Here is a 12,306-nt window from a genome sequence, read left to right on the forward strand (position 1 = left end):
GGCTGCCCGGCCATGGACGTCTCTGGCAAGACCGTGCTGGTGACCGGCGCGACCGGAGGGATCGGTCAGGCGATCGCCCGGACCTTCGCGAGCCGCGGAGCCAAGCTCGTGCTGACGGGCCGTCGGACCGACGTGCTCGAACCGCTCGCCGCGGAGCTGTCGGCCCAGGTGCTGGCCATCGACCTGGCCGACGCCGACGACGTGCAGCGGCTCATCGATGCCTCCGCTGAGGTCGACATCCTGATCGCCAACGCCGCGCTGCCGGCCAGCGGGCGGATCGAGGGCTTCTCCGTCAACGAGATCGACCGCGCGCTGGACGTCAACCTGCGCGCGCCGATCATCCTGTCGCGCGCGCTGGCGCCGCTGATGGCCCAGCGCGGCGGCGGCCACATCGCGCTGATCTCGTCGCTGTCGGGCAAGGCGGCGCAGGCGGGCTCGTCGCTCTACAGCGCCACGAAGTTCGGCCTGCGCGGCTTCGGCCTCGGGCTGCGCGAGGACTGGCGCGATCGCGGCGTCGGCGTCAGCGTGATCTTCCCCGGCTTCATCCGCGACGCGGGCATGTTCCACGAGGCCGGCACGACCCTTCCCAAGGGCGTCGGCACCCGCACGCCGGACGAGGTCGCGGAGGCCACCCTCAAGGCGGTCGAGCACAACCGGGCCGAGCTCGACGTCGCCCCGCTCGGGCTCCGCGGGGGCGCGCTCCTGTCACAGGTGTTCCCGGAGACGTCGGGCAAGCTGGCCCGCAAGCTCGGGGCGGGCAAGGTGGCCGGCCAGCTGGCCGAGGGTCAGCGCAACAAGCGCTAGCGGCCTAGGCGCGCGCCTCGCCGCTGACCGGCTCGGGCACGACGCCGTCGCGCCCGCCGGGCGTCTCGCGCGAGACGGCGGAGAGGATCTCGCTGGCCAGCCGCGGGCCGTCGTTGGAGGCGATCGGCGTGGCCCGGATGCGCACGACGACCTCCTGCCCGTCGAGCTCCTCCAGGATGATCTGCGGGCGCTCGAGCAGCGGCACGTCGACCTCCTTCTCCAGCAGCTTCTGGATGTCCGCCGGCGTGACGCCGGGCCGCAGGCGGGCGCGCATGTCCACCGCGTCGGGTTCGCGCAACGGGATCACGGCGACCGCCAGCACCACGTTGTTGGGCACCATGATCTCGTCCTCGCCGTCGGCGAAGACCGTGTAGAGCAGCCCCAACTGGCTGACCACGCCCTCGATGTTGCCGGCCAGGCCCCCGCCCTGTAGGCGCACGCGCTCGCCGACCCGGAACGGCCGCGCGCTGAGCAGCACGAGCCCCGCGAACAGGTTGCCGAGCGTCTGCTGCGCGGCCAGACCGAGGATGACCGCGGTGAACGCACCGCCGACGGTCAGCGAGCGCGTCGACAGGCCCGCGATCCGCAGCGCGACCAGCGCCGTGATGACGATCGTGGCCAGGCGCAGCAGGAAGCCGACCGTGCCCGCGGTGGCCGGATCGAGCCGGCGGAACAGCAGCGGGCCCAGCGACCGACCGATCGAGCGCGCGAACCCCCAGCCCAGCGCGAGCAGCGCGACCACCGTCGCCCACCGCACCGCCGTGGCCAGCTCCTTGCCGAAGATGTCGTCGCGGTAGCTGTAGAGGAGCGCCACGCCCGCGATCAGCGGGATCAGCAGCAGCACCTCGATGCGCGCCCGCTTGACCGCCGCCCGGCTCAGCTGCCGGGCCAGGCCGACCTCGGCCCACGAGTGGGACCGGGTCTCCAGCATCTTGCGCATGCGATCGCGCGGCATGTGGTCTTTTTGCCTGGGCATGGGTCGATCGTGTGTGATGCCCGACACTGTTGGGGCGAAACGTCCTGCAAACAGCATGACGACATGCCCTCAGAAGAGTGATTGCTGCAGAACCGACGGCTCGCGCCTCACCTCCTCTCGCCGTGGCTCGCGGTGGCCCATCCCCCACGTCGCGCGTCGCGCGCCGCGGTGGTCACCGCCCTCCGACGGCATGAGCGAGACGCCCCGGTCGGCGCGCACCAGCCCGGTGAGCCGGCGGCGCTCGACCTCGGGCGCGTACCCGCCCCGCGCGTACAGCTCCTCGTAGCGCGCCACCAGGTCGGGCCGGTAGGAGCGCAGCCAGTCCATGAACACCAGCCGCACGTCGCCGCGCAGATGCAGCGCGATGCCGGTCACGCCGCTCGCGCCGTGCTCGGCCGCCAGCTCGAGGATCCGCTCGACCTGCTCGGGCCGATCGTTGATCCCCGGCATCAGCGGCGCGATCAGGATCCCCGTCGGGATGCCCGCGCGGTTGAGCTCACCGACCGCCTCCAGCCGCGCCTTGGGATGCGGCGTGTGGGGCTCGCTGGCCCGCCATTCCTGCTCGTCAAGCGTGGGCACCGAGAAGTTCGCGCTCACCGGCGCCACCTGCGCGATCTGCTTGAGCAGGTCCAGATCCCGCAGGACAAGCGGCGACTTCGTCAACACCGAGCACGGGTTGTGCGCGTCGCGCAGCGCCTCGAGGATCCCGCGCGTCAGCTGATACCGGCCCTCGACCCACTGGTACGGGTCGGTGTTCGTGCCCAGCGCCACGTGCTCGCCCGTCCACGACGGGCGGCGCAGCTCGGCCCGCAGCACCTCGGGTGCGTTGACCTTGACGACGATCTCGCGCTCGAAGTCCCGCCCCGCGTCCAGGTCCAAGTACTTGTGCGTGGGCCGGGCGAAGCAGTAGGTGCAGGCGTGGGTGCATCCGCGGTACGGGTTGATCGTCCAGCGGAACGGCATCTGCGACGCCTCCGGGACGCGGTTCAACGCCGACTTGGCGTGCACCTCGTAGAAGCGGATGTCGAGCGCCTCGGGCGCGTCGAAGTGGCGGATGACCGCCCCGTCGCGGTAGCCCGGCAGCCGGGCCTGGTCTTCGGCTTCGATGGTCTGTCCACTCCAACGCACGAACATATGTTCGCATACGGAGCGGACGGACGCGAGGGGCGGCTACAGGTTCCCGGTCCCGGCCAGCACGAGCAGCACGGCGACGCCGACGATCATCAGCAGCGCGAGGAACAGCAGCCCGCCCCCGCCGGAGGCCGGCTGCGCCCGATCGTGCGCGTTCAGGCGGCCGAGGTGGCGAAGCGCCGCGTCGGACTGGACGGCGCCGGCCTGCGCGACCGGCGGCGCGGCCGCACGTTCGACGGCGGCGAGGTCGGCACCGGGCGTGCGGCGGTCGGCACCGAGGATCCGGGTGCGACGCATGGATGTGCGAGCGGGCATGGCGCGGTTGTTCCCGCGCCAGCCCGTTCGCACGCGCCTACTGGATCGACGCCACCCACTCGTCGCCGTCCTTGGCGAACTGCAGCGTCTGGCCCTTGCCCTCGTGGTCGACGATCTTCGCCGTCGCCTTGTCTCCGTTGATGGTGACGGTCTTGATCTCGACGTCGCCCTTCTCGGTCTCGTCGGCCTTGGCCTCCTTGCCGGCCTTGCGACAGTCCTCGGCATCGCCCTTGAACACGGTCTTCAGCTCGGCCGCGCTGATGTGGTCGCAGATGGCCAGCGGATCGTTGGCCACCTCGTTGATGATGTCCTTGATCTGGCTCTCGTCGGAGTCGCCGCCGCCGCACCCGACGGCGAACAGGGCGGGGACAGCCAGGCACAACGCCAGCGAACGGCGGTTGAAGCGCATGCAGGGACCTCTCTGGAGCGGGACGGTGAAGCGGAGCGGCGCGAGCCTACGCTCAGCGCGTAGCCAGCGCGAGCAAGGACATCTCGCCCTGTAACGACTGAGACGTCGCGGCGGTGATCTCCACCGGGACGATCTGGCCCGGCTCCGCGATGCCCGCGAAGTTGACGACCTTGTTGTGGCCGATCCGGCCGCGCATGCGGTCGGCGTCGTGGCGCGACCGGCCCTCGACGAGCACGTCCATCGTGCGCCCGACGAACCGCTGGGCGCGCTCCGCGGCCCGCCGCTGGATCACCTCGACCAGCTGCTGCATGCGCTCGACCTTGACCTCGTGCGGCACGTCGTCCTCCAGCAGCGCCGCCTCGGTGCCCCGGCGGGGCGAGAAGATGAACGTGAAGGCGCTGTCGTAGCCGACCTCCTCGGCCACCGCGAGCGTCTCGGCGAACTCCTCCTCGGTCTCGCCGGGGAAGCCGACGATGATGTCCGTGGTGATGGCGACGTCCGGGACGTGCTCGCGGATCAGCGCGACGCGGTCCATGTAGCGCTCGCGCGTGTAGGTCCGCTTCATCGCCTTCAGCACGCGTGAGTTGCCCGCCTGCAGCGGCAGGTGGATGTGCGGGCACACGGACGCCAGCTCGGCGTGGGCGAGGATCACGTCCTCGCGCATGTCCTTGGGGTGCGGGCTGGTGTAGCGGATGCGGTCCAGGCCCTCGATCGCGTCCAGCTCGCGCAGCAACTGGGAGAACTCCGCGCGGTCGGGGCGCAGGTCACGGCCGTAGGCGTTGACGTTCTGGCCCAGCAACGTCACCTCGCGCACGCCGTCACCGACGAGCCGGCGCGCCTCGGAGACCAGCTCGCCCAGCGGCCGCGACACCTCGCGCCCGCGCGTGGACGGGACGATGCAGTACGTGCAGCGGCAGTTGCAGCCGACCGAGATCTGCATCCAGGCCTGGAAGTCCCGCGCCCGCTTCATCGGCAGGTGGCCGGTGAAGCCCTCGAACTCGAAGTAGCCCTGGGCGCTGAGCGAGTCGCTGTTGAGGAACTCGGCCAGCTTGTGCACCTGGCCGGGGCCGAAGGCCACGTCGACGAACGGGAACTGGCGGAAGACGTCGTCCTTGACCGACTGCGCCCAGCAGCCACCCACGCCGATGATCCGCTCGGGATCGGAGCGCTTGAGCATCTTCGCCTTGTGCAGGTGCGAGATGAACCGCTCGTCGGCCTTCTCGCGGATCGAGCAGGTGTTGAACAGGATCAGGTCGGCGTCCGTGGCCTCCGGCGCCTCGGCGTACCCGAGCGACTCGAGCATGCCCTTCATGCGCTCGGAGTCGTGCTCGTTCATCTGGCACCCGAAGGTGGTCACGTGGAATCGCTTGGCGGCCATCGCAGACACGAAGCGTAGAGCCCCATCACTCCTCGCAGGAGCGCGTCCGAACATCCTGCGAAGGGCCGGCAACCCACCGACTCGGTGTGGGCACGGTCAACCGCTGGCTCTACGCCGAAGGCAAGGGCTACGGGGACGGGATCCCGAGCCAGACGCTCGTCGGCATCATCGCCTTGGGGGTGATCGCCGCTGCGCCGCAGTCAGCAACCACTGACGCTGCCGCCGTTGAAGCCCAGGCCCGAGTGCTTCAGTGGTCGGCCGTCGAAGCCCAACGCGATCGGAGATCCGACGTCTTCCGGACGCGCGTCGGGCGCAGGCCCTACCGCCGTCGGCGGTCGCTGCTCCTCGACCTGCTGCGTCGGTGCGGTCGCGGGTGTCGGTCGAACATGATCGGCGAGAGCGGCGCCATGCTCGGCCGCCGCGTGCTCGAGCACCGCCAGCGGCACGAGATCCGCGCGGTAGCGACGCGCGATCGCTGTGAGCGCTGCGAAGGCAGCCGCGTCGATGTCCGCGCGGTGCGCCAACGTCACGACACACGCATGCTGCGCGCGGAAGCCAGCATCGTGGACATGGAGGAGGCCCCAGGACGCCACGGCTCCCACCACTCGAGGCGGTGTGTCGCTCGGTCGGGGCTCCGACCATGCCTGCCTCGGTCGCCGCCACGAGTACAGGCCACACTCGCAGTCCGCAGCGGGCGCGTCGTGCTGGGGGGCCGGTTCCAGCCGGCGTCGTCCATCCCAAGTCGACCACTCGAGCCGCAATGAGCCCGTGGCGTCACAGTTGCAGCGCGCGGTGTTGATCCCCGGGACCCACGGACGGCGGCCGTCGCTGATCGGCCACAGGCGACCTTTCGCGTCCGCGTTCCAGGCCCGGTAGCCGACAACGCACTGGCTGTAGGTGGGGACGGCGCTCACGCCGGCACAGGCCTGATGTTCGGAGCGGCGTCCGGCGCCGCGGGCTCGGGACCCGCGGGCACAGGGGCATGCACCGGCCGAGGCAGCTCGAGCGGCTCGACAACGATCGGGATCGATTCGCCAGGCAACCCCACGGACGAATCATGCGCATCGATCATCGATCGCACAAGCCGTGCACTCGTGTCCCGTCGGTCGCATCTGCAGTTTCACGACCACGTGGTCACGTGGAAGCGCTTCTGCGTACCGGGCACGGCCATCGGACCCGAAGCGTAGAGACACGTGGTCGACCTACGCGTGATCGGCCAGGAAGAAGCGCTCGAGGATCCGCGTGAACTCCGTGGGCTTGTCGAGGTGGGTGACGTGGGTCGCGTCGATCCGGCGGTAGGTGCCGTGGCGCAGCAGCGACTTCGCCTTGGCCGCGTCGCGATCGCTCATCGCGCCGTAGAGGATGTGGTCGTCCACCCAGGTCGAGTTCGCCTTCAGCAGCATGGTCGGCCGCCTGATCTCCCGTAGGGCCTGGGCGTGGTCGAAGCCCTTGTTCCACGTGCCGTCGGCGAAGGCCGCGCCGAAACGCGGGTCGTACTGGTGGTCCATGCCGCGCAGGAAGAGGCGGATCGTGTCGTCCGCGATGACGGTCAGCTCGACTGGTCGGCCGGGGTGAGCGGCTCGCTCCGCGGTGACCGCGGTGATGAGCAGGTCCGCGGAGCCGGGCCCGATGTTCTTCTCGAAGAACGGCTTGCTCTCCGCGATCCAGAACAGCAGGAAGTCGTCGACGTGCTGCTGGACGCCGGCCGTGCTGACCACGAAGTCGCGGTAGGCGATGGTCTGCTTGATGCGCGGGTACTCGGAGGCGAACAGCGGCGGGTCCTCCAGCAGCGCGGCCTTGACCAGGTGCGGCCGGTTCGCCGCGAGCCACGCGGTGAGCAGGCCGCCGGAGGAGTTGCCGGTCACGTACGCCGGTGCCTTGACGACCTTCGTGATGAACGTGCCCAGGTCGGCGCCGATCCGGCCGGCGTTCATCGGGTAGTCGTCGGACGTCGTGGTCTGCCCGTGGCCCTGGTAGTCGACGTCGAAGACGTGGAAGGACTTCGCCAGCGTCGGCAGGACCCGGCTGTAGCTGAACCAGTCCATCTGCTGGGCGTGCAGCAGCACCAGCGGCGGGCCGTTGTCCGGCCCCTCGACGTAGCTGAAGCGGACGTCGCCGATCCGCGCCGTTCGTGGTCGGTAGCCCGCGGCGCTCACCCTGGCATGCCACGGGTCGGCGTAGTCGGCGGTCGGTGCGGCGGCCGGTGCGGCGCTGGCCGTGTTGCGGCGGGCCCCGCCGCAGGCGACGAGCGCCCCCGCGCCGGCGATGAGTGCATGCCGGCGGGTCAGTCCCTCGGCCAGCGGATCGCTATTCTTCATGAACGATACCGTAGCGTGAATCCTCATGAACAATTCAAACCGCGCCGCCGAGCCGAGGTGGCCGCCGAGCTGATCGGCGAGGCCGCCCGCCAGGCCCCGGCCGGCACGCGACTGGGCAGCCGCGACGACCTACGCGCGATGTCCGGCGTCTCGGTGGGCACGCTGCACGAGGCCCTGCGTCTCCTCCAGGCCACCGGGGAGATCGTCGTGCGCCCCGGGCCGGGCGGAGGCGTGTTCGCGGGTGAGAAGTCGGCCCTCGCCGCGATGCTGCGCGACGTCCACCACCTGTCCACCGCCGACCAGAGCTTCTGGCAGGTCGCGCGCGTGCTGGACGCGCTGGTTCCGCTCTTCCTGCAGGACGCGATCGCGTCGCTCGACGACGCCGGGACGCAACGGCTGCGCGACGCGTTCGCCGGGCTCACGGCGGCCACCAACGCGGATCTGCGCGGCTTCGTCCGGGCCAGCCTCGAGGTCTTCGCCACGGTCGCCACGTTGGCGCCCACCGGCGTCCTCACCGTGATGGTCGCCGCGCTGCTGCGCACGCAGATCGCCGGCCTCCAGGGCGCCGACCTCCCGATCGACCTCGAGTGGCGCGACGCCGTCGACCGGCACACCGCTGCCGTCGCCCGCCTGATCGACGCGCTCGTCGGCCGCGACCTCGACGCGGCGCTCGACGCGTGCCGCAATCCCGACTTCATGGGCGTCTTCGCCGCGCTGGCCCAGGCGCGGTCCGGCGGACACACCACAAGCGACTGAGAGCAGTCTCACTTTCGAGCCTTCTCTCGATTCTGGTACGTTCGCTCAGAAACCAGCGGAGCCCCGCTCCGCGATCTCTTGGAGGAGAGCTCGATGGATCCCCAGGCGGAGACCCCCGGCGCGCGTGCCAGTCGCCGCGCCTTTCTCGGTACGGCTTCCGCCGCGGCCGTCGCCCTGACGACCGCCGGCGCCGCACCCGCGGTGGCCGCCCGACGCACGCCGTACCGCGAGCGCCGACGCATCGACATGCACGCCCACTACCTCGCTCCGGCCTACCTGAGGGCGCTCGCCGACCGCAACATCACGACGCTCTCCAGCCTGCCCATCCCGTCGTGGTCGCCGGAGCTGGCGCTGGCCTTCATGGACGACCACGACATCGCGTTCCAGATGCTGTCGCTGTCCGATCCGGGCGTGCGGTTCGTGGAGGACCCGGCCGAGGCCTTCGCGCTGGCCCAGGCCTGCAACGACTACGTCGCCGACGTGGTGCGGGCCAACCCCAAGCGCTTCGGCGCGCTGGCCTTCCTGCCGCTGACCGACGTCGCGGCGGCCACCGCCGAAGCCGCCCGGGCCCTGGACGTGCTGCACCACGACGGCGTCGGGCTGCTGTCGAGCGCCGGTGGCCGCTACCTGGGTGACCCGCTGTTCGCGCCGCTCCTGGACGAGCTCAACCGCCGTCACGCCTGGGTCTTCGTGCATCCGACGGCCGTGGAGGCCGACGATCGCCCCGCCTACTCGATCCCCGACTTCGTGGCCGAGTTCCCGTTCGACACGGCACGCACGATCATCTCGCTGATGTTCAACGGCGCGTTCGCGCGGTACCCGGGCATCCGGTGGCACTTCGCCCACGGAGGCGGCGTCGTCCCCATGCTCCGGTCGCGTCTGACGGCGCTGGCGGCCAACGCGAAGGCCTTCGGTCCGGCCATCGGCCTGCCGGCCGGATCCGCGGTGCTCGACCGCACGTCGGCCGAGCGCCAGCTCGCGGCGCAGACCTACGACACCGCGCTCATCGGCGATGGCCCCGAGCTCGAGGCGGTCGGCGCGATGGCGCCCAGCGAGCACATCGTCTTCGGCACCGACTGGCCCTTCGCCGCGCGGCTGTTCACGGCCAAGGGAGATCCGCAGCCGCAGCTCAGCGACACGTTCACCAACGCCCAACGCCGCGCGATCGATCGCCTGAACGCCCGCAAGGCGTTCCCACGCGTCGCCCGCGCGGTCGCGCGCTAGGCCCCGGGCATCGGGCGGCGGGCGATCGTCGCCGCCTGCTTCTTCGGGACGCCGAGGCTGCGCAGCACGCCCTCCGCGTGCTGGACGTCCGCCTCGGGGCCGACCTCGCCGTCGATGACGCCGCGCATGACGCCGATCAGCGCTCCGCCCATCGCGTGCAGGGCGACGGGGACGTCAGCCACGTCGAAGCGTCCGGCGGCCACACCGGCTTCGATGTCCTCGATCGCGCGCGGGCCGAGCGTCGTGCTCAGCGCGCGGTGGGAGAGGTCGAGGCGGACCACCAGCAGCGCGAAGGTCGGGTCCGCCTGCGCCAGCCGCACGAAGTGGCGATGCGCGACGGAGATGACCTCGGCCGGATCGGTCAGCGGCGCGGTCAGCTCGTCGACGCGCCGGCCGTTGGACTCGGCGGTCTCGGTGAGGATCGCGGCCAGGATGGCCTCCTTGTCCGCGAAGTGGTTGTAGAACGAGCCGGCGCCCACGTCGGCGTGCTCGGTGATCTCCGCCACGGCCGTGGCATCGACGCCCTTGCGGGCGAACAGCTCACGCGCGGCGTCCAGCAGCTGCGACCGAGTGAGCTCGCGTCGTCGCGTCAGGCGATTGGCCGGCGCATCGGTCCTCGTCGTCACTGCCGCGAGGGTACATGCGGGGCGACCCGCGCACCCTGGCCCCTCGGCGCGATCAGGCGGCGTGGGCCGGTAGACGAGCTCCTGGACCTCGGACGCCGCGGTGCTCTCGCCCAGCATCCGCACGAACGACCGAGACCGATGGAGACGTCGAACGTGTACGTGGCGGGCATGGCGTGCTCCTCAGTTGCCGTCGGTCGTCACTGTCTCGGACCGCGACGGCGCCGGAGACTCATCGGTCGGGGGCCCGCGGCCGGATCATGCGCGCGTCGACCGTGACGAAGCCGGCGGCCTGGTAGGCCCGGACCGCCGCGCCGTTGGTGGCGGTGACGAAGACCTCCGCCCCGTCGGCGCCGTTGGCGTCGAACCACGCCGTCGCGCGGTGGACGAGCTGGCCGGCGATGCCGCGTCCGCGCGCGGTCGGGGCGACGGCCAGCCACTCCAGCACGCCGCCCAGGACGCCCATGTGGCGGTCCTCGCGCAGGGCGGCGCGGACGATCCCCACCGGGACGCCGTCGAGCTCGGCGATCTCCACGCGGCGACGGTCGTCGGGCTCGGTCAGCTCGTGCCAGTCGCGCTCGACCAGGCCGCGCTCACGCACCACCGCGGCCGGATCGCGGTCGAGACCCCGTGCGGCCAGCCACCAGCCCACGTGCTCCACCAGGTAGGCCTCGATCCAGCCGCGCACGACCGCCTCGTCGGTGGCGACGAGGCGGCGGAACGTCGGCGCGCTCACCGGGCGTACTCGACCGCCCGCGACTCGCGGATGACGGTGACCTTGATCTGGCCCGGGTACTCGAGCTCCTTCTCGATCTCGCGGGCGATCTCGTGGGAGAGCACGACCGCGGCGTCGTCGTCGATCGCGCCGGGCTGGACCATCACGCGGATCTCGCGGCCGGCCTGCATCGCGTAGACCTTGTCGACGCCGTCGTGGCGGGTGGCGATCTTCTCGAGCTCGCGCAGGCGCTTGACGTACTGCTCCAGCGACTCGCCGCGGGCGCCCGGGCGGGCGCCCGAGAGCGCATCCGCGGCCTGGACGATGACCGCCTCGACGGTCTGGGGCTCGACCTCGTTGTGGTGGGCCTCCATCGCGTGCACGACCGCCTCGGGCTCGCCGTGGCGCCGGGCCAGGTCTCCCCCGACGATCGCGTGCGGACCTTCGACCTCGTGTGAGACGGCCTTCCCGATGTCGTGCAGCAGCGCGGCCCGGCGGGCCGTCTTGGCCGACGCGCCGAGCTCGTCGGCCATCATCGCGGCCAGGTGGGCGGTCTCGACCGAGTGGGCGAGCACGTTCTGGCCGTAGCTCGTGCGGTACTTCAGGCGGCCGAGCAGCTTGATCAGGTCGGGATCCAAGCCTCCGACGTTCGCTTCGAGCACGGCGGCCTCGCCCTCCTGCTCGATGTGGCTCTCGAGCTCGGACTTGGCCTGGTAGTAGGTCTCCTCGATGCGGGCCGGGTGGATGCGCCCGTCGGCCAGCAGCCGCTCGAGCGTCATCCGGGCGATCTCGCGGCGCACGCCGTCGAAGCCTGAGAGCACGACGGCGTTGGGCGTGTCGTCGATGATGAAGTCGACGCCGGTGAGGTTCTCCAGGGCGCGGATGTTGCGCCCCTCGCGGCCGATGATGCGGCCCTTCATGTCGTCGGCCTGCAACTGCACGACGGAGACCGTCGTCTCGGCCGCGTGGCTGCCGGCCAGGCGCTGCATGGCGATCGACAGGATCGAGCGCACCCGCCGCTCGGCCTCGCGCTTGGTCTCCTCCTCGACCTGGCGCAGGATCTTGGCGTGCGCGTGGCGCGCCTCGTCCTCGATGTCCTTGAGCAGGATCGACTTGGCCTGCGAGGCGCTGAGCCCCGAGACGCGCTCGAGCTCGCGCTGCAGCAGCGACCGATCGCGACCCAGCCGCTCGCGGGCCTCGGCCAGCTGCTGGCGATCCGCGTCGACCTCGGCGGCGCGTTTCTCGATCTCCGTGCCCCGGCGCTCGATCTCCTGGCGTTGGCGGTCGAGGTCGTCGGCGCCCACGCGCGCGGAGTCGGCGGCCACCTGCGCGCGCACGGCCGAGGCCTCGGCGCGCGCGGCCGGCGGTGCGCTTCCGCGCCCTCGGCTCAGCAGCGCGGCTGCGGCGACGATGCCCACGGCGAGCAGCGCGGCCGCAATAAGAATCTCCATCCCCGTTTCACTCCTTTCGCCCTGGAGCGGGCGTCAGGTCCATAGTCAGCGTTAGAGCGTTCGACGGGGCACTGCAGGGACGACACAACGGCGCGACTCAGGGCCGCGGTTCAGCAGACGGCGCGACAGCGGGTGATTCGTCGACAGCCTCGGGTCCTTGGCCCGAGGAAAGGTTGGGCTGGCATCGTCACGTCTTGGTCCGGAGT

The 12,306-nt window shown here is 71.3% G+C and carries 13 protein-coding genes; 3 read left to right on the plus strand and 10 right to left on the minus strand.

Going from position 1 to position 12,306, the window contains the following annotated elements; all coding sequences use genetic code 11:
• The first annotated feature begins 12 nt into the window (after positions 1 to 12).
• A complete protein-coding gene (locus tag ACZ5UI_RS08100) occupies positions 13 to 804 on the plus strand; it encodes an SDR family NAD(P)-dependent oxidoreductase (protein WP_464196050.1) in 792 nt (263 codons plus the stop codon).
• A gap of 4 nt (positions 805 to 808) precedes the next feature.
• Here the strand turns inward: ACZ5UI_RS08100 and ACZ5UI_RS08105 are convergent, their stop codons facing one another.
• From ACZ5UI_RS08105 to ACZ5UI_RS08135, 7 genes are all read right to left on the minus strand, one after another.
• Positions 809 to 1,759: a mechanosensitive ion channel domain-containing protein gene (locus ACZ5UI_RS08105; protein WP_464196052.1), complete on the minus strand. Its 951-nt coding sequence runs from the start codon at positions 1,757 to 1,759 to the stop codon at positions 809 to 811.
• A gap of 90 nt (positions 1,760 to 1,849) precedes the next feature.
• Complete coding sequence (locus tag ACZ5UI_RS08110) at positions 1,850 to 2,908, minus strand: radical SAM protein (protein ID WP_464196054.1); 1,059 nt, start codon at positions 2,906 to 2,908, stop codon at positions 1,850 to 1,852.
• Between the two features lie 42 nt (positions 2,909 to 2,950).
• Positions 2,951 to 3,208, minus strand: coding sequence for a hypothetical protein (locus ACZ5UI_RS08115; protein ID WP_464196056.1), 258 nt, complete (start codon positions 3,206 to 3,208; stop codon positions 2,951 to 2,953).
• A gap of 55 nt (positions 3,209 to 3,263) precedes the next feature.
• Positions 3,264 to 3,635 carry a hypothetical protein gene (locus ACZ5UI_RS08120; protein WP_464196058.1) on the minus strand — a complete coding sequence of 124 codons (372 nt, stop codon included), beginning with the start codon at positions 3,633 to 3,635 and terminating at the stop codon, positions 3,264 to 3,266.
• A 52-nt stretch (positions 3,636 to 3,687) separates the two neighbouring features.
• Complete coding sequence (gene miaB, locus ACZ5UI_RS08125; protein ID WP_464196060.1) at positions 3,688 to 5,013, minus strand: tRNA (N6-isopentenyl adenosine(37)-C2)-methylthiotransferase MiaB; 1,326 nt, start codon at positions 5,011 to 5,013, stop codon at positions 3,688 to 3,690.
• A 200-nt stretch (positions 5,014 to 5,213) separates the two neighbouring features.
• On the minus strand, positions 5,214 to 5,606 hold the full coding sequence (locus ACZ5UI_RS08130; RefSeq protein ID WP_464196062.1) for a hypothetical protein: 393 nt from the start codon (positions 5,604 to 5,606) through the stop codon (positions 5,214 to 5,216).
• Positions 5,607 to 6,215: 609 nt separating this feature from the next.
• A complete protein-coding gene (locus ACZ5UI_RS08135; protein ID WP_464196064.1) occupies positions 6,216 to 7,331 on the minus strand; it encodes an alpha/beta fold hydrolase in 1,116 nt (371 codons plus the stop codon).
• Between the two features lie 57 nt (positions 7,332 to 7,388).
• Here ACZ5UI_RS08135 and ACZ5UI_RS08140 point away from each other — a divergent pair, with 57 nt between their 5' ends.
• Together ACZ5UI_RS08140 and ACZ5UI_RS08145 are read left to right on the plus strand one after the other, a co-directional pair.
• Entirely contained in the window at positions 7,389 to 8,087 is a 699-nt protein-coding gene (locus tag ACZ5UI_RS08140) for a hypothetical protein (RefSeq protein WP_464196066.1), read from the plus strand.
• Between the two features lie 201 nt (positions 8,088 to 8,288).
• The gene (locus ACZ5UI_RS08145) at positions 8,289 to 9,311 is read left to right on the plus strand and encodes an amidohydrolase family protein (RefSeq protein WP_464196068.1); all 1,023 of its coding nucleotides are present in this window, start codon (positions 8,289 to 8,291) and stop codon (positions 9,309 to 9,311) included.
• Here ACZ5UI_RS08145 and ACZ5UI_RS08150 read toward each other — a convergent pair.
• The 3 genes from ACZ5UI_RS08150 to rny all read right to left on the minus strand — a co-directional run bounded on the left by ACZ5UI_RS08150 (position 9,308) and on the right by rny (position 12,100).
• Positions 9,308 to 9,937 (minus strand): TetR/AcrR family transcriptional regulator, encoded by a 630-nt coding sequence (locus ACZ5UI_RS08150; RefSeq protein ID WP_464196070.1) that lies wholly within the window; start codon positions 9,935 to 9,937, stop codon positions 9,308 to 9,310. The two genes, ACZ5UI_RS08145 and ACZ5UI_RS08150, sit on opposite strands and share 4 nt — an antisense overlap.
• 229 nt (positions 9,938 to 10,166) lie before the next feature.
• Complete coding sequence (locus ACZ5UI_RS08155) at positions 10,167 to 10,670, minus strand: GNAT family N-acetyltransferase (protein ID WP_464196072.1); 504 nt, start codon at positions 10,668 to 10,670, stop codon at positions 10,167 to 10,169.
• The gene (rny, locus tag ACZ5UI_RS08160) at positions 10,667 to 12,100 is read right to left on the minus strand and encodes a ribonuclease Y (protein ID WP_464196074.1); all 1,434 of its coding nucleotides are present in this window, start codon (positions 12,098 to 12,100) and stop codon (positions 10,667 to 10,669) included. The genes ACZ5UI_RS08155 and rny overlap by 4 nt, the downstream gene beginning before the upstream one ends.
• Between the last annotated feature and the right edge of the window lie 206 nt (positions 12,101 to 12,306).

Source organism: Conexibacter sp. JCM 18997 (genome assembly GCF_055391915.1).